This window comes from Spiroplasma endosymbiont of Panzeria rudis (assembly GCF_964019705.1).
Classification (GTDB): domain Bacteria; phylum Bacillota_I; class Bacilli_A; order Mycoplasmatales; family VBWQ01; genus Spiroplasma_E; species Spiroplasma_E ixodetis_A.
Map to the genome: position 1 here is coordinate 1177683 of NZ_OZ026460.1, position 26380 is coordinate 1204062.

The 26380-nt window shown below is 28.0% G+C and carries 19 protein-coding genes, 3 rRNA genes and 1 pseudogene; all 23 read right to left on the reverse strand.

Annotation, left to right across the window (positions count from 1 at the left end; genetic code table 4):
• Positions 1–77: 77 nt before the first annotated feature.
• Positions 78–1176, reverse strand: a pseudogene (locus AACK89_RS06570) (IS3 family transposase).
• Positions 1177–1339: 163 nt separating this feature from the next.
• The gene (locus tag AACK89_RS06575) at positions 1340–1636 is read right to left on the reverse strand and encodes a hypothetical protein (RefSeq protein WP_174481152.1); all 297 of its coding nucleotides are present in this window, start codon (positions 1634–1636) and stop codon (positions 1340–1342) included.
• 15 nt (positions 1637–1651) lie between these two features.
• Positions 1652–1855 carry a hypothetical protein gene (locus AACK89_RS06580; protein WP_338978135.1) on the reverse strand — a complete coding sequence of 68 codons (204 nt, stop codon included), beginning with the start codon at positions 1853–1855 and terminating at the stop codon, positions 1652–1654.
• Between the two features lie 134 nt (positions 1856–1989).
• Entirely contained in the window at positions 1990–2508 is a 519-nt protein-coding gene (locus AACK89_RS06585; protein WP_174481154.1) for a hypothetical protein, read from the reverse strand.
• Between the two features lie 959 nt (positions 2509–3467).
• Positions 3468–5294 (reverse strand): hypothetical protein, encoded by a 1827-nt coding sequence (locus AACK89_RS06590; protein WP_338978136.1) that lies wholly within the window; start codon positions 5292–5294, stop codon positions 3468–3470.
• Positions 5295–5356: 62 nt separating this feature from the next.
• On the reverse strand, positions 5357–5680 hold the full coding sequence (locus AACK89_RS06595; RefSeq protein ID WP_338978137.1) for a hypothetical protein: 324 nt from the start codon (positions 5678–5680) through the stop codon (positions 5357–5359).
• A gap of 12 nt (positions 5681–5692) precedes the next feature.
• A complete protein-coding gene (locus AACK89_RS06600; RefSeq protein WP_338978139.1) occupies positions 5693–6208 on the reverse strand; it encodes a hypothetical protein in 516 nt (171 codons plus the stop codon).
• 458 nt (positions 6209–6666) lie between these two features.
• Positions 6667–8088, reverse strand: a complete 1422-nt coding sequence (locus tag AACK89_RS06605; protein WP_338978141.1) for an MATE family efflux transporter — start codon at positions 8086–8088, stop codon at positions 6667–6669.
• 75 nt (positions 8089–8163) lie between these two features.
• Positions 8164–10569, reverse strand: coding sequence for a phenylalanine--tRNA ligase subunit beta (gene pheT, locus AACK89_RS06610; RefSeq protein ID WP_338978144.1), 2406 nt, complete (start codon positions 10567–10569; stop codon positions 8164–8166).
• Positions 10570–10593: 24 nt separating this feature from the next.
• Positions 10594–11658, reverse strand: coding sequence for a phenylalanine--tRNA ligase subunit alpha (pheS, locus tag AACK89_RS06615; protein ID WP_338978147.1), 1065 nt, complete (start codon positions 11656–11658; stop codon positions 10594–10596).
• A 64-nt stretch (positions 11659–11722) separates the two neighbouring features.
• The gene (locus AACK89_RS06620; RefSeq protein WP_338978150.1) at positions 11723–12502 is read right to left on the reverse strand and encodes an RNA methyltransferase; all 780 of its coding nucleotides are present in this window, start codon (positions 12500–12502) and stop codon (positions 11723–11725) included.
• On the reverse strand, positions 12480–13187 hold the full coding sequence (locus tag AACK89_RS06625; RefSeq protein ID WP_338975911.1) for a M48 family metallopeptidase: 708 nt from the start codon (positions 13185–13187) through the stop codon (positions 12480–12482). The genes AACK89_RS06620 and AACK89_RS06625 overlap by 23 nt, the downstream gene beginning before the upstream one ends.
• A 35-nt stretch (positions 13188–13222) precedes the next feature.
• On the reverse strand, positions 13223–13726 hold the full coding sequence (locus tag AACK89_RS06630) for a dUTP diphosphatase (RefSeq protein WP_338978152.1): 504 nt from the start codon (positions 13724–13726) through the stop codon (positions 13223–13225).
• Positions 13727–13757: 31 nt separating this feature from the next.
• Positions 13758–14618: a hypothetical protein gene (locus AACK89_RS06635; RefSeq protein ID WP_338978154.1), complete on the reverse strand. Its 861-nt coding sequence runs from the start codon at positions 14616–14618 to the stop codon at positions 13758–13760.
• A gap of 232 nt (positions 14619–14850) precedes the next feature.
• Positions 14851–15210, reverse strand: coding sequence for a 50S ribosomal protein L20 (gene rplT, locus AACK89_RS06640; RefSeq protein WP_338978156.1), 360 nt, complete (start codon positions 15208–15210; stop codon positions 14851–14853).
• Between the two features lie 16 nt (positions 15211–15226).
• Positions 15227–15415: a 50S ribosomal protein L35 gene (gene rpmI / locus AACK89_RS06645; RefSeq protein ID WP_174480739.1), complete on the reverse strand. Its 189-nt coding sequence runs from the start codon at positions 15413–15415 to the stop codon at positions 15227–15229.
• A 16-nt stretch (positions 15416–15431) separates the two neighbouring features.
• A complete protein-coding gene (gene infC / locus AACK89_RS06650) occupies positions 15432–15974 on the reverse strand; it encodes a translation initiation factor IF-3 (protein ID WP_338978159.1) in 543 nt (180 codons plus the stop codon).
• A 768-nt stretch (positions 15975–16742) separates the two neighbouring features.
• A 5S ribosomal RNA gene (rrf, locus tag AACK89_RS06655) occupies positions 16743–16849 on the reverse strand.
• An 82-nt stretch (positions 16850–16931) separates the two neighbouring features.
• A 23S ribosomal RNA gene (locus AACK89_RS06660) occupies positions 16932–19869 on the reverse strand.
• A gap of 191 nt (positions 19870–20060) precedes the next feature.
• Positions 20061–21582 (reverse strand): 16S ribosomal RNA (locus AACK89_RS06665).
• Together the 16S, 23S and 5S rRNA genes form the textbook arrangement of a ribosomal RNA operon.
• Positions 21583–21892: 310 nt before the next feature.
• Positions 21893–23827 carry a threonine--tRNA ligase gene (gene thrS / locus AACK89_RS06670; RefSeq protein WP_338978161.1) on the reverse strand — a complete coding sequence of 645 codons (1935 nt, stop codon included), beginning with the start codon at positions 23825–23827 and terminating at the stop codon, positions 21893–21895.
• Positions 23828–23870: 43 nt separating this feature from the next.
• Positions 23871–25277, reverse strand: a complete 1407-nt coding sequence (pyk, locus tag AACK89_RS06675) for a pyruvate kinase (RefSeq protein ID WP_338978164.1) — start codon at positions 25275–25277, stop codon at positions 23871–23873.
• Positions 25278–25295: 18 nt separating this feature from the next.
• Positions 25296–26348 carry an ATP-dependent 6-phosphofructokinase gene (locus tag AACK89_RS06680; RefSeq protein ID WP_338978165.1) on the reverse strand — a complete coding sequence of 351 codons (1053 nt, stop codon included), beginning with the start codon at positions 26346–26348 and terminating at the stop codon, positions 25296–25298.
• Positions 26349–26380: the final 32 nt, after the last annotated feature.

Genomic DNA, 26380 nt, shown 5'->3' on the forward strand with positions numbered 1-26380 from the left:
AACTGTTTTAGTTTTGAATGTTTCATTAAAAACAATTGGAATGGCAACCCTTTTTAGGACTATTTTTTGGTAGACATTTATTTTTGATAATTAACTGGAGTTAAGTAGTTTAAAGTGCTGTGAATTCTTATGTTGTTATATCAGTTGATGTAATCAAATAATTCTAATTTTAATTGGATTAATGATGTAAAATTTTTATCATTAATAAATTCAATTTTGAAAGTTTTAAAAGTTGCTTCAGCAACAGCGTTATCATAAGGACAACCTTTTTTGCTTAAAGAGCGATTAATATTGAATGCTAGTAAAAGTTTATCAATAATTTTATTATTAAATTCATTACCGCGATCACTATGAAATATTTGAATATCTTTTAAACAACGATTTGAGTGCATAAATGCTTGATGTACTAATGATGCATCTTTTTTAGTACCTACACTATGTCCAATAATTTCGCGGTTAAATAGGTCAATTAATAGGCAAATATAGTTTCATTTACCATTAACTTGAACATAAGTTAAATCACTAACAATAACTTCATTTTTAAGCCTATTATTAAAGTTTCTATTAACGATATTGGTTATTTGACTATCGTTGACTTTATTATGATGATTTTTGAATGATAATTTAGTGTATTTTGATATTAAATTATGTTTATTCATAATTTCTTTAATTTTTCTGCGTGACAAATAAATATTCTTTTCTTTTAGAACAACTTTTAATCTTCTTGTTCCATAAACTTCTTTATTTTCTTTAAAAGCACTAATAACAGCTTCATCATAAATATTATTTTGTTTTTTTCTTTTTCCTTTAAATTAAAATAATATGTTGATTTAGAAAGTTTTAAAAAACGACACATTGTGCGAATTTTATATTTAACTTTATTTTTAGCAATAATTTCTATTTTCTGCCTATTATTAGTGCTGCTTGCTTTAAAATATCATTTTCCATTCGTAACTGTTTTAATTCTTTTCTTAATTTAATTAATTCATTTTCTTCAATAGAACGATTATCTTTAGTTTTAAAACTGCCTGAATTAGTAAATTGCTTAATTCAATTATAAGTAGCTGCTCTTGTAACATTGTACTCTTTAGCAAGACAAGACACTGACTTACCGCTTTGATATAAAGCTACTATTTGTTTTTTAAATTCATCGGTATATGAGTTAATATTGGCCATAATTATAGTTCCTTTCTTTTAACTAATTTGTTCACTTGTCTACGTAATTAGTGTCCAATAAAGTGTAACCTATCCACAATATTATTAGTTTCATTTGAATATATAACAATTCCATTATTACCAATTCCAGCGGGGTCAATTCCAATAATTAAGTCATATTGCATTATTCAAAGTCACCATTTTGAATTTTTTCTTGTAATTTCATTATTAATTTAAGTTTTCAATTAGTAATATCAATTTTAATTACATCACTAATATCATCTTTAAGTAATTCCATAAATTCATTTTCAAGATAATTAATTAAATTTTCCTTATATTGATTAATTACTTTTTGTTTAAACTCTTCTCTTAATTTTTCTATATTATATAAATGTTCTTTTGTTATTTCTTGATTACGTTTTTTATTATATTCATTAATATTTTCTTGGTCTTTATAAGAAAATGGTTTTTGTTTATCCATATTTATAACTCCTACTTAACTTCTAATAACTGTTTTAATAATTTCTAAATCACAATTACATCAACAATATTTACATTCTTCAATAAATTCTTTATGACCACAAACTAAATTATCTTTTTTTAAATCATCAATCAGTTTAATTAGTCCTATTTTAAATTCAATATCATTACTATCCGGTATGCAAATCGTTCCTCTTTTAGTTAAATATTCTTTATCCATATTTATAGCTCCTACTTAACCTAATATTTAAAATACAGTCATAACAAATTGCTTTACTATTTTTATCTCTTAAAAAATATTTTCTTGCTTTTATATCATTAGTATTAAAGAATAAATAATCTAATTTATTTTGTTTACATGTTCAACAAAAATACTTTTTCATTATGAGTTGAAATTTCCTTATAAGAAGTAACTATATAATTAATTGGTAAATCATCATGTTTATATGGATTATTTATTTTAAAGCCTTTTCTGTTTTCTTCTCATGTAATGTTATATTTAAAACAAGGATTAGTAATTTTAGTTTTGTTATCTGTTATTTCACCCATAAATCAACTATTATGCTGTTCATAAAATGTTAATGGTTCAAGTTTTATATCATTAAGATAATATTCTTTGGGTGTTTCTTGTTTATTAACAGTTATTTTTTGGTCTTTAATATATGGTTCTAATAATTTTATTAATTCATTACCACTTAATTCTCTTTTAATATTTTCTAAATTAAAAACTCAATATGTGTAACTGTTATCAACAATAAAAGAATTATTTTTAATCATTCATTTTGGAAGCGATAATTTATATTCAACATAATCAATAAGAATAGATTGTGGTTTATCTTTAACAATTTGTTCTTTTTTAAATTCTATTTGCATAATAATCCTTTCCTAATATGTTCTGTTGCTTCTAGCATAAAGAACATATATTTTGATTTTTAAATTATTAATAATACTACTATTCGTTTTATTCATTCCAGAAATTCTGGGCTCAAAAATAAATTGTGAAATTTTAAAAAACATTGAGGCATTCGATTCAATATTTATTTAATTTGTGTTAAACAAATTAATATTTTAATTGAACCGGCCCCGCTCAATTTTTTTTACAAGTTTGAAATTTATTTTCTCGCCCAAAAAAATTTTTTCAAAAAAATAAAAAATAAAACCAACACTTGCTCACTGGGGAGTGGCAAGGTTGGTTAAATAAAGAATAATAGTTGGTTCCCCCACGGGTCTATATATACTAGTTTCCAATTCGCTCCCACCCCAAGAATTACCATTACTGGTTAGTATATTTTATTAGGCATCATCCACTTTTTATTTATTCATGCAAGTCCACATGTTCTAGCTACTATTTTTAACAACTGTGTTGTAGTTCACTATTTTAATTCCCTAACACGTGTTGATAATAGCGTTAAAGAGGTTTATTAAAAATTTTAAAATTTTACAATTACAAAAAAAGACAAGATTATTTCTTGTCTTTTTCCTTGATAATAATTTTAATTTAACTTACAAAATGTATCTTTTATTTTTTTTAAAATACGTCGAATATTAAATTTAAGGGTTAAAGAGAGTAATTTTGTCTAATTTTTCATTATTTTTCAAATAATTCATTTTTGGAAATAAGTTACTAATATAATAATTAATTATTTTGTAAATTTGACAACCGCCCTAATATTTTTAACCTTAATTACTTTCATAATTGCTTCCTTTCATATTATTTTAAACTTTATAAATAAGTATAGCATTAAAAAAATCTAATTTTATATCATAACAGCCAACATTTTTTAATTAAAATCTTTTTTTAATATATTTAATTTTAAGTAACATTTTAAATGTTACTTAAAATTTTTATTTGAATACAAAATTCCTTCAGTTCCTGCAGCATATAAAGTTTTTTCTGAATTAATTGTTAAGGCAAGAATATGTTCATTATCATTATCTATTCCTAACATATTGTAAAAAGTAGATGATTTTTTTACTTTTTTATATATTTGATTTGAATCAACACCAGCAAACAAAACACCATCTCTATCAATAATTAATCGTTTAATTTCATGACCTGTATTTAAAATTTTAGAATACATTCGACTATTAATTTGATAAATATTACCATTATCAGAACCAGCAAAAATAGTTCCAATAGTATCTACGACTAAACTTTTTATTGATCCAGCATCATTTTGTTCTTTAATTAATTGAAAATCATTTACACCATTACTTTTATAAATTTTACCATGATTATTAGCTCCAGCAAAAACAGAACCATCTTCACCTATTGCTAAACTATTAATATAATCATGTGTTCCTAACATATGATTAACGTTACTATTTTTATCAATGCTATATACACCATCATCATTTCCAACATAAACAATGCTGGTTTTTTTATTAACTGCTAAAGTTCATATTCAATTTGTTGAATCTGGCAATAAAATTTTTTCAAATTTATGTATTCCATCACTTTTATAAACAGAACCAGAATCAGTTCCAACATAAACATTATCTTCATTATCAATTACTATATTTCTGGCAGTTTTACCAGCATCTAATCCTTCTATTAAAGTTTCTACTCCTGTAGTACTAAGTTTATAAACTCTATCTTCTTGTGTTCTAAAAATATTACTTTGTGAATCAACACCCAAAGCATAAATTTTTTCATTTGCTATTTTTTTATTTAATAAAACAGATGAATCAGATAAATTATGAAATGTAATAGATTCCAAATTTATATCATAAGAACTACTACTAGCACAAAACTGAGAAGAATTATGACCTGCATATTGACAATAAATATTATTATCATCATGCCATATACATAAATATATATGAATTCGATTTTGAGCCATAAAAATTCAAAAATTATTTTCAAACTTAAAATTAAAAGTATCATTATTTAATACTACAGGATCATTAAATGGAGGAGCAATATACTCAGGAATAGATTTATTAATTTTATTAGTCATTAAACTTAGATTATTGTTAATAACAGGACCATTAGAATTAGTTAATTTAATATAAGAATTATTAAATGAAAGGCTAGGTCATAATAGACAAAATTCTTCTCATCTTTTTGCATATTTTGCTCAATTAATTAAAGTGTAGTTTTCTGATTTAAAATCTTCTCAACTATTAGTTCCATCAAATGATTGAGAATTAAATATATTAATATTTTTACTTAAATTCGTATTATTAAATTTATGATAATAAATTTCAATTAAATTATTATCTTTATCAAAAATATAATTAATTGAATAATCTCTTACATCTTTAGAAAAGGGCAATTCATTAATTAGTTTATAAACTTTTTCTTTATCAACAATTAAATTAATAATCTCATTAGTTAAACTTTTATTAAAACTATTTTTAATACTAATTTTACTAATAAAATCCTTTCCTAAACTATCAGCTACACCTTTAGTAATTTTATTTTCGTGTACTGCTTTAACAATATAGTATAAACCTAATGTTTCATTTAGATTATTACTGTGTTCAACTTTATCAGCACCTACTTGATTTGAAATATCAATATGACTATTTAATCCTCCAAATTGAATATATTGTCAATCATTATTATCACCTTCAAAATAATTATTATCATAAATACTTTCATTAGATATATTTTTTTTATCTTTAGTTTTTGTCACTTTTTTATAGTTAATCATTTCTTGTTTTGTATTTTCAATATTTAACTTATCCTTTTCTAAAATAAGTGTAGAATCATAATTTAAATTACCATCATTATCAACAAAAAAACTTCTCTAGCATTAATATCATTGCTCAACTTATAATTAGCATGATTTGTATCATAACTGTAAAATTTTTGATCTAAATCTGATTGATTAGTAATTCAATTACTATTTGTTAAATAATTATATTGATTATTAAATAAATGAGTTAAGGGCTCATTTGTTGATTCTTTTTTTGGTAGTAAGGAATTTTTATTAACAACATTATTATCCGTTTTATTACTATCAATATTAATAATGTTACTTGTGAAAAGTAATGATGCTAAAATACTTATTGTAAATATACTTAATATTTTTTTCATAATTTTGCCCTCCTAAGAAATAGAATGACAAAATGGTTTAATATTTGATTTAACTTCATCATAAATTGAATCGGTATTTATTTTTTCATATATAGGTTGTTCTTCTACTTTTTTTGTAATATTTGATAGTTTAATTTCATTAATTTCTTCCGTCGTTACTTTCATATTATTTTCACTTGTTTTATTTCTTGGTGGTAATTGTGGAGGAACATTATTACCAACTGAACTCAATAAAGTTGTTTCATCTTTTACATTTTCATAAATAAATTTTTCAAAAATAGCTCTTTCTTTTATTTCTTCATAAATATGATCATCTTGATTAAAATATAAAGGATTATCAATTGAACTATTTTGATAATTTAATAACATTTTAATAGTATTAAATAAAAAAATATTATCTTCTTTTAGTTTTTTCATCTCTTCTTCTATATGAAGAATTTCTTTTCTTATTTTTTGTAATTCTTTATTTTTCTTTTTAAAGTACTTTTTAAGATACTTATTATAAAATTTTCTTATAAACTTTAACATTTTCTTTCTCCTTCTTATAAAAAAATAAAAAAATTTTAAAACAATCATGCTTTTTTTATTTTTTTATTATTTCTTAATTTCTTTTTTAATTCCAAAATGATTTTATTAGTTCTGGTGTTATTACTATTTTTATATATTTACTTAAACTTATTTTTTAAAATTCTTTCAAAAAATAAAAATTTCTTATAATAAAGGTATGTCAAAATTTTTAATGTCCGTATTTATTTAGTTATTTAAAAATTTAATTATTATAAAAGTTTAATTATAACTAAAAATAAAAAAATCATTACTTTTACCATCCTCTAAAATCACACCAGTAACTATAATAATTGTATATTAAATACAATAAAAATAAAACGATAAATATGAATTTATTTTCTAAAATATAATAGAATTTTTTTAACATTTTTTAAACAGAGTTATTAAAATAAATCTATTATTAAAAAGGGATTTTTATATTATCCATGTGGTTCAAATGTCGGATGAGGTACACTTTCTACTTTAGAATTAATAATATTTTTATTTCAAGGAATTATTTTATAAAATACATAAGCACAAATAAAATCAGCTGATTTACTTAAACACGAAATCATAATTACCATTTTAATACTTAAGTCAGTTCACTGCAATAAAGCAAAAGTAATAAAAATATCAATAAATCAAATTAAAAATAGATCAGCAATACTAATAATTAAAGTATAGCCACCAGCATAAAGAAAACTAAATAATGGTTGCATCATATTAATGAAAAAATAAGTTACTGCTGAAAAAGCCATATATCAAACTGCAAGTTTCATAGCATTATTAGATAAATTTGGAAATAATACTTTTGGAACTCAAAAAGCACTACCCAAAATAATTAAAACAATAACAGTTGAAATAGCAAAACTCAATTTTAATATCTTCTTAGCATTTTCTTTAGCCAGTACTAGTTCTCCTGAACCTAACTTGCTACCAACAGCATAGCCAACTAAAGCATTATATCCCCTAAAAGTAGAATAAAAAATAGCAACAACACTACCAACAATTTGCACAGCGGCAACAACTTCAGTATCACCAAAATGAGAATATAAAGCTGTTAACACTACTACTGAAACACCAAATAATACTTGACTAGCAAATAAAGGAATAAAAGTAATAATATATTTTTTATGTAAATCTTTTGTAAATTTAAAAATATTTCAATTAGGAGCATAAATTGGTTTTTTATAAATTAAATAACCTAACAATATAAAACATTCTACTGCTCTTGAAATAATTAAACTTATTGCTAATCCTTCAATGCCTAATTGTGGTCCCCCACTATATGGTAATGATAAAATACAAACTAAAAATGTATTTAAGAGTAATGAACAAATAGAAGTTATCAATGGTGTTTTAACGTTACCACATGTATTCATAGTAATTGACATAATAAAAGCAAAACCTAATAATGGGTAATTTCAAGCAATTAATTTACTATATTCTTCAGCAATACCAATAGCATTTTGATGAGAATTATCTTCAGCACCAAGAATTATTCCCATAATTTGTTTACTAAATAATTCTAATATTACAACAAAAAATATTGAAAAAATTAAAGTATAAAATAATTTTATATTAGTAGTTTCTTGAATTTTCTTCTTATCTTTAATACCTAAATATTGAGCAGTAAAAATATTACCAGTAGCAACAATAGCAAAAAAGATATATCAAACCATATCATAAATATTACTTGATGATGCAACTCCGGCAATAGCATCATCATTTCCAAATTGACCAACCACAAAATTATTCATTAAGTTTATTAATGTTTCAATTAAAGATTGTGCACAAATTGGAATCATAAATAATAATGCCATTTTATAAAAGCTTAAATTATCTTTGTTTAACATTTTCATATCATCTCACCCAATTTAAAATTTAATATAATAAAAAAATATATTAATGTTATTATTTAATATTTTGTTATATTTTTAACGAATAATTGCTTGAAATTTTTTCTTTAATATTTCTTGAATATTACTTATTTGTCCACTTACTTTTGTTTCATCTAATTGTTCTTCTTGACTATTAAATTTCAAATTAAAAGTTAATGAGTGTTGATGTTGTGATTTTAATTTTTCATCATTATAAAAATCTACCAAAGATATTTGTTCTAAAAAATCAATATTTGCAAACATTATAGCATTTTTTACATCAGAAAATTGAATATCGCTATTAACAATAATTGATATATCACGACTTAAAGTATTAAATTTTGATCAAAGCTTAAATTTAGAAACTACTTTTTGTTGTTCTTCTATGATTTTAACTAACTTACTACAATTAATTTCTGCTAAGAATATTTTTTCAACATTCATTATTTTTTCAGTTTGTGGATGCAGTGCGCCAATAGTAGCAATATGTTCTTGCTCATAAAAAATATCTGCGCTTAAATACGGATGCATTAAAGAATTATTATTATTTTTATAAACAATAGAGTTAAATAAATTTGGCATAACTTTTGCTAAAAAACCATCTAAAAAACCTTTAATAAAATAATAAGTACTATTAGTAATTTTATTAGCATTAATTTTTGGTCAAAAATTATCCATAATCATAAAAGCTAAATGATGATTATCATCAGTTTCATCACCTGTATAAACAGTTTCATCAGTAAAAATTTTTAATTGTGTTTCTTTACGTGCATAATTATATTGACAAATTCTTAATAAACTATCTGTCAAACTAAAACGCATAACTTCTCTTGTTAATGTCAACGGTGCTTCTAATTTTACAGGTATTTTATATTTAAAAAAATTAAAATCATTTAATCTCTGCATACTTGTTAAACTATATGTTTTTACTTGATTAAAACCATAACTTGTTAAATGTTGTCTTCATTTCATCATTAAATTTTCCAATGCTGTTGGTGACTTAAATGATACATTAAATTGTGGTTTAATAACTGGTAATTTATCATATCCAAATACTCTGGCAACTTCTTCACTAAAATCATTAGCGTTATTTAAATCACTACGATGATTAGGAACTGTTACTTTTAAAATTTCTTGATTTTTTGCATCAATTTCAATTTGACAACCAATAATAGTCAAATAATTAATTATTTCATTAAACTCAAATTTTGTACCTAAAATTTTATTAATAAAATTAAAATTAAAGTTAATCACTTTTGTTTTAACTTGATAAGGAACATCATTACTAAAACCGGTAATTTCATATTTAACTTGCAATTGTCCTAAAATAAACAAATAACGTTGTAAAGCAATTAAATAATAGTCAGGAACAACTGGTCTTGTTAAACGTTCTAATAATGTATTAATAAGAGCACCATGTCGTTTTGCTTGTTTACTCATTAAGGTAACATCAGGATTAATTGAAAATATAAAAACTTCTTTGGAACTTGGTTTAACTTCATATTCAATATTATGACTAACTCCTAAAACACTAAAAGCCAAATATTTATCGTGTAATAAAATATCGCCCTCTTTAATTTGCAAATTACCTTCTGGGTATGATTTAGGCGAAATATTTAAAGATGGTTTTTTTAAAACATCAGCACTAAAAGTAATTAAGGGTTGACCCAATTCTAACATTACTAAATGAATAATATCTTCTGATAAAGTTTTGGGTACAATATTTGCAAGTTGTAGTGTTCTTCTAATTCAAATTGGTGTTATTACAGATTTATCATCAAATTCAATCTTTAATGTTGCTAAAGCTTGAATTTTACCATTAAGAACGCTAACTTGACTTTTATTATCAAATTTTCCTATACTACTAACTTCCATGTTTTTTAAAGGAATTTTAAAATACCCGCTTAATTCTCTAGCAATACTATAAATCCCCAAACAATCACTACGATTTACTGTTAAATCAATAAAAAAAATTGTATCATCTAAATTTAAATATTGTAACGGATTAATATTACCAATCATTGCATCATCTGGTAAATGAATAATACCACTTAATTCTTCTTTATTCTGAACAATACCGCTTAATCCTAATTCTGTTAATGAACAAAGCATTCCTGAAGAAACAACATCTTGAATTGTTCTTTCAACAATAGTAAGACCATTACCTAAAACACTTCCTATCCTTGCTACAACAACTTTAATACCAATAACTACATTTGGTGCACCACAAACTATAGTTAACATTTCAGTACCTACTGTTACTTCACAAATATTTAATTTATTCGATTTAGGATGTTTGGTAATTTTAGTAATTTGACCAACAACTAAGTTTGTATTACTAAACATTAAATTTTTTACTTGATCAACCTCAAAACCTAAACTATTTAAAGCATCAACGATTTCATAATCTTTAATGCTATTAATATTCAATCACTGCGAAATGATTTTACGTGAAACTATCATTTTATTTTATACTCCTTTTAATTTTTAAAATTGTTTTAAGAATCGAAAATCATTATTATAAAATAATCTGATATCGTCAATGCCATATTTAATCATAGTAATTCTTTCAATGCCTACACCAAAGGCAAAACCTGCTGTTGTTTCATCTAAACCAGCAGCAATAAAAACATTTGGATGAATCATACCAGCACCCAAAACTTCAATTCAACCAGTATACTTACATAATGAACAACCTTCTGTATTACATTTTGGGCAACTTACATCTACTTCAACTGAAGGCTCCGTAAATGGGAAATAACTAGGACGTAATCTTGTTTTAGTTTCCATACCAAAAAATTGCTGACAAAAATAATTTAATGTTCATTTTAAATTTGCAAAAGTAATGTTAGAACTAACTAAAAACCCATCAACTTGCATAAATTGATGAGAATGAGTAACATCATCATCATCTTTTCGATAAACATTTCCTAAACTAATAATAGCCGTGGTTTCTTTTGAATTTTTATCTTGCTCGCTAAGAATGCGTGCAGTCATATTTGTAGCGTGTGTTCTTAATAATCAACGATTAAGTTTGTCATTATTATTTTCAAGATAAAAAGTATCTTGAATATCTCTTGCTGGATGATCAAATGGTAAATTTAAGCGATTAAAATTATATTCTTCATTTTCTACTTCATTACCACTAATGATTTGATAACCCAAATTTTTAAAAATTTCAGATATTTCGGTAACAGTTTTTAATAGAGGATTGATGTGACCAATATTAAAATCAATACCCGGTAGTGTTAAATCAATTTCTGAAGATTTAAGACGCTTATTAATGTTATCTTTCTCAATTTCATTAAATTTTTTTATTATATATTCATTAATTTCTTTTTTTAATTTATTAGCTGCTTGACCAATTTCAATTCTAAAATTATGAGGAAACTTTTCTAAAGATTTTAATATATTATTAATATCCGAATTTTTACCTAAATATTGTGATTTTAAAACTTGCAATTTATGTAAATCAGCAACTTCATCAATATTATTAAATGCTTGCTGTCTAATAATTTCTAATCTTTTTTTTAAATCGTTAACCGCTAACATTCTATTCCTCCATTAATTTGTTAATATGTATAATTAAATTTTTATAATTCAAAATAAGTATAATTTATTTTAATATATTACTAGTAAATAAGCAATACGTTACTATTGCTATACTTGTTGCTAAATTTAATGATTCAACATTAAAAGAAGTTGGAATAAAAATATTACTATTAATTTTATCTTTATACTTTTTATTAATGCCTTGTCCTTCATTGCCAAATAAAAAAGCATTCTTTTGCTTAAAGGTAATTTCAGATAAATTAGTACTATTATCTTCATGTAGAAATGTACCATAAATCATATAATTTGCATTTTTTACTTTTAATAAAAATTGATCAAAATTTTCATAATACACATTAGTATAAAAAATAGCTCCTTGACTTGCACTAATTACTTTGTGATTATATAAATCAACGCTTTCATTCGATAAATATACTTCAGAAATATTAAAAGCAGTAACACTGCGTAAAATATTTCCTAAATTACCTGGATCTTGAATTGTATCAATTAGAATAATATGAGAAGAATAAAAATAATTTAAAGGTTTAACAATATTACAAACGCCAATTATTGGTTGTGGTGTTTTTTGTTGTGAAATTTTTTTAATAATCATACTATTTACAACAATAACTTCAATATTATTACAATCTTTTAATAAATTTGCATATTTGTCTAAATACTTCTCATCAACATATACTGCAAGTAATCTTTTTTTTAATAATGCAATACTAATTAAATGTTCTCCTTCAATTAAAAAGTTTTTTTTAACATTGCGATGTTTTCTTTCATGTAATAAAACTAATTCTTGAATTATTGGATTTTTAAGTGAGGTTATTTGTTTCATCCATAACTCCTTGTTTTAATATTTTTTGACAATCTTGAAAATCTGGACAATATTGAGCAACAAAATTTCAAAATGTTTTTTTATGATGAGCATGAATTATATGCGTTAACTCATGAATTATAACATAATCAATTACAGCATAATCAAAATGAATTAATTTATAATTAAGTGTAATGATTTTAGTATTTGGTTGACAAACACCTCATTTATTTAACATCGAACGAATTTTTAGTACTGAAAACTCAATATTCATAATTTCTGATCAATATTGTAAACGACTCATAAAAATATTTTTTGACTCTTCTTTTAAAAATTTTTGAATTTTAATTAATATTTGCTTATCATCTTGAATATTTGTGCATACTACCAAATTATTAAATTCAAAATAAATAATGGTTTTTTTTGAATGATACTTAGTAATTAATTTATATTTTTTACTTAAAAAATAAAGATAACTGTCATTATTATTAATAACAATATTAGGTTTTAATATAGTTTTCTTTTTTAAAATTTTAGGTAAACTTTTTAAAATGAAATCTTCAATTAATTTTTCTTGCATAAAAAATGGAGCACTAATAATAATTTGATCATTGCGCACTTTTAAATACATATGTTTTTGTTGTTTATATGTAATAATGTACTCTCATTTTGTATTATTATAATTGAAAATTTTAACATTAGTCATTTTAATCTCCTAAATAAAACGATCACTTATTTCCATTAATAATTTTGTGATTGTCGTAAATGATTTATTTCATTTTTATAAATATAACAAGAAATAATGTCTTCACTATTAAAGTTACATTTTTTACCAATTGTAAAATAAATATTTAATAATTCAAAAAAATCATTACTTGATTTTGATTTAAAAAAAGTTGTAACAAAAGCAAATAAATCAATGAATGCAAGATTAAGATCTTGATAATTTGTTTTTTCTGAAAAACTAAAATTTTGAAAATCAATATTAATGCTATTACCGATACTAAGAATAAAATGAAGACTATCAATATATTCTTCAAGCATTACTGATTTTTCACTACTTGGTTTTGAACTTCAATATTTAAAACATCTTTGTTCATTTGCAAATTCACCTAATTCAACTAAAAGTGCTAAAAATCTAGAATTTAATGTTTTAATATCGCTAACACCGCGATTAATAATTATTTTTTTATCTAACTCATTTTGAAGTTGGATAATTGTTGAAAATTGTTTTGAATTTAACATAATTAACTCACTTTCTTTTTTTAATTATTAATTAAGATTTCATTATTTTTTTATCTTTTAAATTTAATTTTTTATAAAATTTTGTAATTAATGATTTTTTATCTTTGTAAATAGGATTAATTTTTGTTCCTTTTTCTAAATAAAAAGGAGATAAAGTTTTTATAATAAAAATATATGTTAAAACTAGTAATGAAATACCAACAACAGACATAAATGTAAAACGTAAAATTGGTAACCACACTGAAGTGTCTAATACTTTTTTACCAAAACTTGCTGTATAACCGGCATTTCCAATAAATAAGTAATTAGTACCAAAGGAAGTATTAAAAATAAAAACACCACCACCAAATAAAGTTAAATATAATATACTTTTTTTGATATATATTTTGTCATATTCAATATGACCATATAAATATAAAAGTAAATAAGAAAAAAGAATAATAATATGAATAAAATAATAATTTCAATAAAGAAAATGCTGTGGACCAAAAACTCATTTTGTTTTATCTGGTAATAAAAATGCCAAAATAACAGGACCAATTAAAGGAAAAGTAATATTAAATAAACTTTTATTAGGAATAATTAATAATATACCACTAGTAATATTTAATACCGAACATAATTGAAAAGGAAAATAATCATACCATTGATAATTATCTCCATTCAATCCATGAACAATATAAAAACTAATATATAAAAGTATTTGAAAAATACCTAAACTATATTTAAAACTATAGCACTTACTTAAATTAGCATAAAACCTTTTAAAAATAAATAAACTAATTATCAAGAATAATGATATAGATAAGCCAATTCAATAATACATACCAAATAAAGGATTAATAACTGCTTGTGGATTACCATCAAAAAATCCAAGAAAAAAAAATTGCATAATGCCTCCCCTCTTTTTTAAATTTCTTTCTTATTTTTATACTAAGAAGCGAATTTATTTTTTAATTTTACCATTAAATATATTATAAAACAAAGTTTGTGATAAAAAAATATTCTTTGAAATTTATATTAAATACATTTCCAAAACTTATCATAATTTTATAAATTAAAAACACTTGAAATAAATTAAATTTATTTCAAGTGTTTTTAATTTATATAAAATTTGCAATTAATTATTTTGCTAAAGCAGATTTTGATGCCAAAACTAATTTCTCAAATTCTTCTGGTTGATTAATTGATAACTCAGACAATATTTTACGATTAAGATTAATATTAGATTTATTTAAGCCATCAATAAAACGTGAATATGATAAATCATAATTACGAACAGCTGCATTAATTCTTTGAATTCATAACTTGCGAAACTCACGTTTACAATTTTTACGATCACGATAAGCATATGCTAATGAGTTCATTACTTGTTCATTTGCTGTACGATATAAACTATGTTTTGCTCCATAATATCCTTTTGCTGCTTTTAGTATTTTTTTACGACGATGATTAGTTGTATAACCGCCTTTAACTCTAGCCATTTATTTTGTCACCTTCCTAAATTAAATCTTTTAAACGCTTATAGTCAGAAGCAGATACTTCACTTCACCCACGTAATTGACGTTTTTGTTTTGTTGTTTTATTTTGAGCTAAGTGAGAAACAAAAGCACCACTACGCATTCATTTACCACTTCCTGTTACTTTAATTCTTTTTTTTAAAGCTTTTTTTGTTTTCATTTTTGGCATATTTTACCTCCTATTGTTAATTTTCTTGATTTTTCTTTTTTGGAAAAAGATAAATAGTTTGTATATTTTTTTCTTTTTTATCAAAGTTTTTATCATAAATACAAATATCTTCTAATTCTTTATAAAATTTTGTAATTACTTCAAATCCTACTTCAGGATTATGTAATTCACGACCACGATATTTTAATGTAACTTTTACTTTGTTACCATTACTTAGAAATTTACGAGCCTTATTTGCCTTTGTTTTAATGTCATTGTTATCAATAACAACACTTAGTCGAATTTCTTTTTCTTCAACAATTGTTAATTTTTGTGCTTTTTTAACTTCTTTTTCCTTTTTTTGTTGTTCAAAACGATATGTATCAAATTTAAACATTTTACAAACAGGTGGTTTAGCATTTGGTGATATACATAACAGGTCATATCCTAAATCTTCTGCTTTTTTTAAAGCATCATTTTTTTTCATTAAGCCATAATTAATACCCTCATTACCAATTAATAAAAATTCATAAAAGGGAATATTACTATTTCATAAATTATCATTATTTTTAAAAGCCATACATACCTCCTTTAATTTGCATAAATAAAAGTCTGCTAAAACGCACACTCACCACTACAAAACTTTATTTTAAAAATAAAAATTTAAAGCATTGAACCTATAACAACTTAGTTATCAGGTGAGCGTAAAAACTACTTTCTTTATGTCAACTATTATTATATTAGATTTTTAATAAATTACAAGATTTTTTTAATATGTTAGTACATAAATTTAAATAAAAATAAAAAAACTTACTATATAATTAGCAAGCAAGTCTTTTATTTTTATTAATTTTAATACTAATTACTTATATATAACCTATATTTTATTAAAATTTTTAGCTGTATATAAGATTCCTTGCGATCCAGCAGCATAAATTGAATCATCTGGACCAACTGCTAAAGCAAAAATATGATCATCAGTATTTTTTATTCCAGATAATTCAGAACATAAATCTGTATCTTCTATTTTTTTATATACTTTATTAGAGTCAATACCAACAAATAAATTATTATCTCTATCAATGACTAAACCTTTAACCTCGTGGTATTACCTCATATATTCCATTCTTTATCTTATAAAGACGACCATTTCAAGAACCAGCAAAAACAGTATTATCCTTGTCAACTACTAAACTATCAATTTGATGCCCATCGTTTATTTGTTGAAATATTCCAAAAGTTTGACTTATTTTATCAGTTTTATAAATTAAAAATAAAATTATTTACTTATTTTAATGTAAAAATTAAGATTTTTTTAATTTTTACATTAAGATTAACAATAAAAAAAATTTGGCATCGTGCTATTTTCCCATTGCTGGTATTTTCGCCGCTGGAGTGCTTAACTGCTGTGTTCGAGATGGGAACAGGTGTGACCACTCCGCCATGGACACCAAATAGTTTAGCAATTGCTCCCTAAAAACTAGAAACAGACATCTTTAAATTTGATTACTTTTGATTTGCAATAGAGAATATATTCTTCAATAAATCCTCGATCTATTAGTATCAGTAAGCTGAACATATCACTATGCTTACACACCTGACCTATCAACCTTGTAGTATTCAAGGGATCTTACTTCTTTCGAATGAGAAATCTCATCTTGGAACTGACTTCGCGCTTAGATGCTTTCAGCGCTTATTCATGCCCTACATAGCTACCCAGCTGTGCCACTGGCGTGACAACTGGTGCACCAGAGGTAGGTCCATTCCGGTCCTCTCGTACTAGGAACAGCTTTCCTCAAATTTCTTGCGCCCACGACAGATAGGGACCAAACTGTCTCACGACGTTCTGAACCCAGCTCGCGTACCGCTTTAATGGGCGAACAGCCCAACCCTTGGAAGCGACTACACCTCCAGGATGCGATGAGCCGACATCGAGGTGCCAAACCTCCCCGTCTATATGAACTATTGGGAGAGATTAGCCTGTTATCCCCGGGGTAACTTTTATCCGTTGAGCGACGGCCTTTCCACACAGCACCGCCGGATCACTAAGCCCAACTTTCGTTCCTGCTCGACTTGTATGTCTCGCAGTCAAGCACCCTTTTACCTTTGCGCTCTACATATGATTTCCATTCATATTGAGGGTACCTTTGGGCGCCTCCGTTACTTTTTAGGAGGCGACCGCCCCAGTCAAACTACCCACCAGACACTGTCCTTAGACCAGATTATGGTCTCAAGTTAGAATTTCAATATAGCAAGGGTGGTATCCCAATGGTGACTCCATGCCTACTAGCGTCTGCATATCAACGTCTCCCACCTATGCTGTACAAACTACACCAAAATTCAATATCAAGTTGTAGTAAAGCTCCACGGGGTCTTTCCGTCTAATCGCGGGTAACCTGCATCTTCACAGGTACTAAGATTTCACCGAGTCTATAGCCGAGACAGCGTCCGGATCGTTACGCCTTTCGTGCGGGTCAGAACTTACCTGACAAGGAATTTCGCTACCTTAGGACCGTTATAGTTACGGCCGCCGTTCACTGGGGCTTCAGTTCAAAGCTTCGCTTACGCTAACAAATCTCTTTAACCTTCCAGCACTGGGCAGGCGTCACCCCCTATACATCGTCTTACGACTTAGCAGAGAGCTGTGTTTTTGCTAAACAGTCGCCCGGACCTCTTCACTGCGACTCATATTGCTATGAGCTCCCCTTCTCGCTAACTTACGGGGTTATTTTGCAGAGTTCCTTAGCTATAGTTATCTCGCTTGCCTTAGGATATTCTCCTTGACCACGTGTGTCCGTTCTCGGTACAGGCACCATGGTGATGTCTTTAGAAACTTTTCTTGGAAGTATGGCATCAAATGCTTCGTTACTAAGCGAACCGTTCACTCCCCATCGTACTTCAAGGTTAACGCTGTGCGGATTTGCCTACACAACCCTCTTTGTACTTAGCCCAGCACTACCAACCACTGGGACATTTTAGCCTTCTCCGTCATTCCATCAGTCACCATGGTGGTACAGGAATATCAACCTGTTATCCATCGACTACGCCTTTCGGCCTCGCCTTAGGTCCTGACTAACCCTGGGTGGACGAACCTAGCCCAGGAAACCTTGGTCAATCGGCATGAAGGATTCTCACCTTCAATCGTTACTCACGCCGGCATTCTCACTTCTAAACGCTCCACTAGTCCTTCCGGTCTAACTTCGTCGCAGATTAGAACGCTCCCCTACCGCCCACAATATATGTAAACATATATATAGACCCATAGCTTCGGTACAATGCTTAGCCCCGGTACATTTTCCGCGCAGAATCATTCGACTAGTGAGCTGTTACGCACTCTTTAAAGGATGGCTGCTTCTAAGCCAACCTCCTAGCTGTCTGAACAATTCCACATCGTTTTCCACTTAGCATTGATTTGGGGACCTTAGCTGATGATCTGGGCTGTTTCCCTCACGTCCATGGACCTTATCACCCATAGACTGACTGCCAGATATGTAACAATGGCATTCGCAGTTTAATTGCATTCAGTACCCCGAGGTGGGGCCATCATACATTCAGAGCTTTACCTCCATTGCACTAATTCTGACGCTAGTCCTAAAACTATATCGGGGAGAACCAGCTATCTCCAGGTTCGATTGGAATTTCACCGCTAGCCACAAGTCATCCACGGTCTTTTCAACGAACGTTGGTTCGGTCCTCCATTAACTGTTACATTAACTTCAACCTGCTCATGGCTAGATCACCTGGTTTCGGGTCTACGACCACATACTAAACGCCCTATTCAGGCTCGCTTTCACTTCGGCTCCGTCTTTTCAACTTAACCTTGCATGTAATCGTAACTCGCCGGCTCATTCTACAAAAGGCACGCCGTCACCCATTAACGGGCTCCGACTTGTTGTAAGCATATGGTTTCAGAAACTATTTCACTCCCCTCTCGGGGTACTTTTCACCTTTCCCTCACGGTACTGGTTCACTATCGGTAATTGGTTAGTATTTAGCCTTACGCAGTGGTCTGCGCAAATTCCGACAAGGTTCCACGTGCCTCGCCGTACTCAGGATACTGTCAAGAGATTTATACATTTCGCATACTGGGCTTTCACCATCTATGGCGTTGCTTCCCAACAACTTCTGCTATATATAAATTTTGTAACTCTTCATAGGTCGAACCTAATAGACAGTCCTATAACCCCAGTCTGACGACTGGTTTAGGCTGCTCCCTTTTCGCTCGCCGCTACTAAGGGAATCGCATTCGCTTTCTTTTCCTCTAGGTACTAAGATGTTTCAATTCTCTAGGTATCACTCTGCACAACTATGAATTCATTGTACAGTACTATCTGATTAAAGATAGTGGGTTTCCCCATTCGGACATCTCCGGATCAAAGCTTATTTCCAGCTCCCCGAAGCTTATCGCAGGTAATCGCGTCCTTCATCGTCTTCCAATTCCAAGGCATCCACCATACGCTCTTAATAATTTATTTTTAGAATATCCTATTGCAAGATAAAAATTATCTTATTTTTTTAAAAGATGTCTATTATCCAGTTTTTAAAGAACAATTGCTCAGAGAAAACAATCCCTGAAAACTAAACAGAACAAAAGAAGTAATCCAATAAATCATCCATCTAATTTTTCTTGTTGTCTTGGTTTCTTATTAGAAACTAAACTCCATAGAAAGGAGGTGATCCATCCCCACCTTCCGGTAGGGATACCTTGTTACGACTTAACCCCAATCATCAACCCTGCCTTTGGCAGCTCCCTCCTTGCGGTTAGGACACCGACTTCTGGCATTGCCAACTCTCGTGGTTTGACGGGCGGTGTGTACAAGACCCGAGAACGTATTCACCGCGACATTGCTGATTCGCGATTACTAGCGATTCCGACTTCATGAAGTCGAGTTGCAGACTTCAATCCGGACTGAGACTGACTTTTTGAGATTTGCTTGACCTCGCGGTTTAGCGACTCTTTGTATCAGCCATTGTAGCACGTGTGTAGCCCAGGTCATAAGGGGCATGATGATTTGACGTCGTCCCCACCTTCCTCTAGCTTACACTAGCAGTCTCCTTAGAGTCCCCAACTTAATGCTGGCAACTAAGGACAAGGGTTGCGTTCGTTGCTGAACTTAACCAAACATCTCACGACACGAACTGACGACAACCATGCACCACCTGTATCCTTGTTAACCTCTACTATATCTCTATAGCTTCGCAAGGTATGTCAAGACCTGGTAAGGTTCTTCGCGTTGCTTCGAATTAAACCACATGCTCCACCGCTTGTGCGGGTCCCCGTCAATTCCTTTGAGTTTCACTCTTGCGAGCATACTACTCAGGCGGAGTACTTAATGCGTTAGCTACAGCACTGCCTCATGGCAACACTTAGTACTCATCGTTTACGGCGTGGACTACTAGGGTATCTAATCCTATTTGCTCCCCACGCTTTCGTGCCACAACGTCAGTAATAGGCCAGTTAGCCGCCTTCGCCACTGGTGTTCCTTCATATATCTACGCATTCCACCGCTACACATGAAATTCCACTAACCTCTCCTATACTCTAGTAATGTAGTTTCCAAGGCGGTCAGGGGTTGAGCCCCTAAATTTAACCTCAGACTTGCAAAACCGTCTACGCACGCTTTACGCCCAATAAATCCGGATAACGCTTGCCACCTATGTATTACCGCGGCTGCTGGCACATAGTTAGCCGTGGCTTTCTGGTAAGGTATGGTCGATACTAAAATCATTTCCTATTCTAGCACTTCTTCCCTTACAACAGACCTTTACAATCCGAAGACCTTCATCAGTCACGCGGCATTGCTCCATCAGGCTTTCGCCCATTGTGAAAAATTCCCTACTGCTGCCTTCCGTAGAAGTTTGGGCCGTGTCTCAGTCCCAATGTGGCCGTTCATTCTCTCAGATCGGCTACGCATCGTTACCTTGGTAAGCCATTACCTTACCAACTAGTTAATGCGCCGCATCCCCATCAATTAGCGAAGCAAATGCTCCTTTCATTATTTATCATTGCAAATAAATAACATATGCGGTATTAGCTGTCGTTTCCAACAGTTATTCCCCACTAAATGGTAGGTTAGATACGTGTTACTCACCCGTTCGCCACTAAAGTATTGCTACTTTCGTTCGACTTGCATGTATTAGGCATGCCGCCAGCGTTAATCCTGAGCCAGGATCAAACTCTCAATAAAATTGTTTTTGTTAAAAGATGATGTCTGACTTATTTAATTTTTAATAAAAAATTGACGGATTAATTCTTGTTCTATTTAGTTTTCAAAGATCGTTTTTTCTAGTTTGTAACCCATTTATTTTCGGGCACAATAAGTATCTTACAGAAAACAAAACCCAATGTCAATGAAAATAATAGTAAAAATATAAATATTTTTTTCGTATAAAAAAATGGTTTAAATTTTACTAATATACTTAGTAAAATTAAATTGCTTAATTAACTAAAAAACCATTTAAGAATTAGAACCTTAAATGATTTTTTAATTTTTATAGTTATATTTTATTCTCAACTTGTTTTGTTAATAATTTTAAAAATTCTGATAAAGTAACAATTTTACTTTCTTTTTGACCATACTGACGATAACTTAAATTATTATTTTCTATTTCCTTATCACCAATAATAATTTGATAAGGAATTTTTTGAGTTTGTGTTTCAACAATACGTTTGCAAATAGTTCCACTGCTAATAATTTCAGTTCGTAAATTATGTTGTTTACAAGTTTGCAATAATTTATTAGCATATTCTAAGGTTTTTTCTTTTTCATTTATTGGTAAAATTGCAATTTGCCTTGGTGCTAATCATAGTGGAAAAACGCCTTTATTTTGTTCTAATAATGTGGCAATAAAACGTTCATATGTACCAATTAATCCTCGATGAACAATAACTGGATTTGTTTCATTATTATTTTCATCAATATAAGTTAAATTAAACTTTTTCGGTAATAAGAAATCGAATTGAATAGTAGATATTGTAATTTCATGACCTAATGCTGTTTTAATTTGAACATCAAATTTTGGTCCATAAAAAGCAGCCTCACCAATCATTGGTTTATACTCTAATTGTAATTCATCTAATACTTCACGTAATGCTGTTTCTGCTTGATTTCACATTTTATCATCATTAAAATATTTTTCTTTATCAGCAGGATCTCGTAAAGATAATGATAAATAATCAATTTTAATATTTAAAGTTTTTAAAACCTCAGCAATTAACTGATAACAACGTTTAAATTCTGTTTTCATTTGATCAAATCTAACAAAAATATGAGAATCAGTTAATTCCATACTTCTTACTCGTTCTAAACCAGTTAAAGCACCACTTGCTTCATAACGATATAATAAAGCATGCTCACTTAAACGCAAAGGTAAATCTTTATAACTACGAAGAGCACTTTTATAAATCATACAGTGATGAGGACAAGTCATTGGTCTTAATACCAATTGTTCTTCTTCTTTTTTAATTGGAGTAAACATATTTTCACGATAATGATCTCAATGACCACTTTTTTTATATAATTCAACAGAACCTAAAACTGGTGTTGATACTTCTTGATAATCTCACATAAATTCTTGTTTTCTCAAATATTTCTGCAAAACTTTTTTAATAACCATACCATTTGGTAAAAATATAGGTAATCCTTTACCACAATCATCATTAAAAGTAAAAATATTTAATTCTTTACCTAGTTTGCGATGATCACGATTTTTTCGTTCTTCAAGTTCATTAAGTTTATCTACTAATTTTACTTTTGAATAATCACAAATACCAGAAATGCGCTGTAATTGTTTATTTTTATCATTTCCTAATCAATATGCACCAGTAATACTTAATAATTTAAAATCTTTTATTGATGAAGAATTATTAATAGCAACACCCGATGCCACTACTAAAGTCTTATTATCAACTAAATAAGAGCATTTTAATCCATTAACATGATTTAATTTAATATATTCTAAAGCAAAAGGATTGTCTTTATGAGTTTTTAAAGATTCTTCTTTAGTTTGACAAACTCTTTTAATTTCAATATTTTTTATTAAAATTTCACGCATTTTCTCTTCAATTTTAATTAATTCATCATTAGAAAGTCGCTTTTCATAATCAAAATCTAAATAAAAACCATTATCATTAGTATTAGCAATCGTAATTAACGCTTGTGGATACATTAATTTAATAGTATGAGCTAAAATCATAGCACATCCATAATTTAAAATAGTTCATCCTAAAGCATCATCTTTTTTAATAAACTTGATTTCAGCATCTTCTTTAATTTCTCAATATAAATCTTTTAATTGTCCATTCAGAGTAAAAGCAATAATTGAAGAATCTATATTTTCATTTTCCTGTTTTAATAATTGATAACCAGTAATTGGATTTTCAATATTATAAGTCATCGTTTTGCCATTTAATTTAATTACATTAATTTTCATGTTTTACCTAATTCCTTTTCTAATTTACCTCAGTAGTACTAGGTTATTTGACAATAAAAGTTGTAAAAGGATTAGTATTATTATTAATATCTACTACTAATACTTTTGATTTAGTAGGGATTATATAAGTGCTACTAATGCTTTTAACTAATTGCGAAGAATTACTTAATTCTACTGGAATTCCTTCAACTGCTAAAAAAGTATAAATTCCAAAGTTTATTGCAAATTTATTATAATCAATAACATTATTAACAATAGGAATTATATAAACTGGCAAATGAGCATTAGCAATAGTTCTAATATAATTACTATCTTGACTATTAGTAATTAAATATTGTGGTTTTTCTTCAATAATTTTTTTAATAGTTTTAGCAACTAATTGATCTTTTGTATGCAATAAATCAGTAGCAATTTTACTCTGTTCTTGATGACTTTCAGCATCAACAAGAATTTTACTCATTGTTGCAATTGATAACACAGGATAGTTACCATTGGCAGATTCACCCGATAACATTGTACATGTTGCTCCCCAATCCATAGCAACCCAAACATCAGTAACTTCAGCGCGTGTTGGATGAGGATTATCTATCATTGAATCTAGCATTTGCGTAGCAACAATTATCGGTTTGTTAACAGTACGACATTTTTTAATTCATTCACGTTCTAAAAAAGGAACTTTTTCAAAAGGAATTTCAACTCCTAAATCACCACGAGCAACCATAATAGCATCTGATTCTTTTAAAATTTCATCAAAATTATTAACTGCTAATTGTGATTCAATTTTAGCAATGATTTGAATATGTTTACCATCATTATCATCTAAAAGTTTGCGGATTTCTTTAATATCAGCTGCTGAACAAACAAATGATGCAGCAACATAATCTACTTTTTGCTGACAACCAAAAATTAAATCTGCTCTATCTTTTTCAGAAATAAAAGGTAAAGACAATTTAACATTTGGAATATTAATAGCACGACGATCTTTAATAGTATGTGTATTTAAAGCTTGACAAATAACAGTATGATCTTTAACCGCTGTAACCTTTAATGTTAATTTACCATCATCTACTAGTAAATTATCATTAACTTTAATATCCTTTGCTAAATTACCATAATTTACAGAAAACTTATCGGCAGTACCAATAATCTCTTTATTATCAATTATCGTAATAATTTCATTTTTTTTGATTTCTACACTACCCTTTGTAAAGGTATGTGTTCTAACTTCTGGACCTCTAGTATCTAACATAATAGCAACTGGTACATTTAATTGTTTAGATACTTCTCTAATCATTAAAACCCTTGCTAAATGTTCATCATGAGTACCATGAGAAAAATTTAAACGCCCACAAATTGAGCCATTTTCTATTAGTTGTTTAATAACATCAGCAGAATTTGAAGTAGGTCCTAAAGTAGTTACACATTTAGTTCTTTTTATAATTGATATCAAATTATTCACCTCTTTTTATTAAGTATTTTTTTTAAAAATAACTCCTGACAAACGTAAAATTTTATTAGCAACGTTATTTTTATTTATTGAAGGTGTGTTTAATGCATCTTGAATTTCAATAGCTACTAATTTATTATCTTGTAATCCAATACAAATACTAGATTTATTACTATTTGCAAATCTTTCGGCAGCAAAAATACCCATCATTGTTGCTAAATAACGATCAAATGCACTTGGTGTTCCCCCACGTTGAATTTGACCCAATATTACTGCTCTTGTTTCACAATCAGTATCTTTTTCAATGATTTTAGCTATTTTATTAACATCATATTGACGTTCAGTTACTACTATTACTAATGAACGACGTTGTTTTTTAGTGTACAACTGTTTAATAATATCAATCAATGACTGTTCTCCAATTTCTAAATCTTTAGTTGCAACTAAATCACAATTTGCAGCAGCAGCACTATGAAGAGCAAGGTCACCACAATTACGACCCATTACTTCAACAATCATAATTCTTCCATGAGAATTAGCGGTTTGACGAATTTTATCAAGATTTTCAACAATTGTATTAAGAGCGGTATCAAAACCAATAGTAAACTCACTTGAACTAATATCATTATCAATAGTACCTGGAATACCCACACATTGAATAGCTGCTTCATTACTTAATTTTTGCAAACCATTATATGTGCCATCACCACCAATAGCAATTAAACCTTCAATTTTTTTAGATTTTAAAATTTCAATACATTTTTTACGAGTTTCTTCTTGCTCAAATTCTCTAAAACGAGCAGACCCAATGATTGTTCCCCCCATCTCAGTCCCTAGATCAATTAAATTTGCTCAATTGTTATCAATAACATGAATGTCATTTGTCATTATTCCTTTATAACCATTTTTTATTAAAACTAATTCAAATGGTCTTTTATCAGCAGTAGCAATTTTACTATTTTCATGATTTATACCACGAAAAGTCTTATATACTGCATTAATAACATTATTCATACCTGGTGAATCACCACCAGAAGTTAAGATTCCAATTCTTCTTTTATTTAATTCTTGCATATTTAGTCATCCTCTCTTCTAATTACATTATT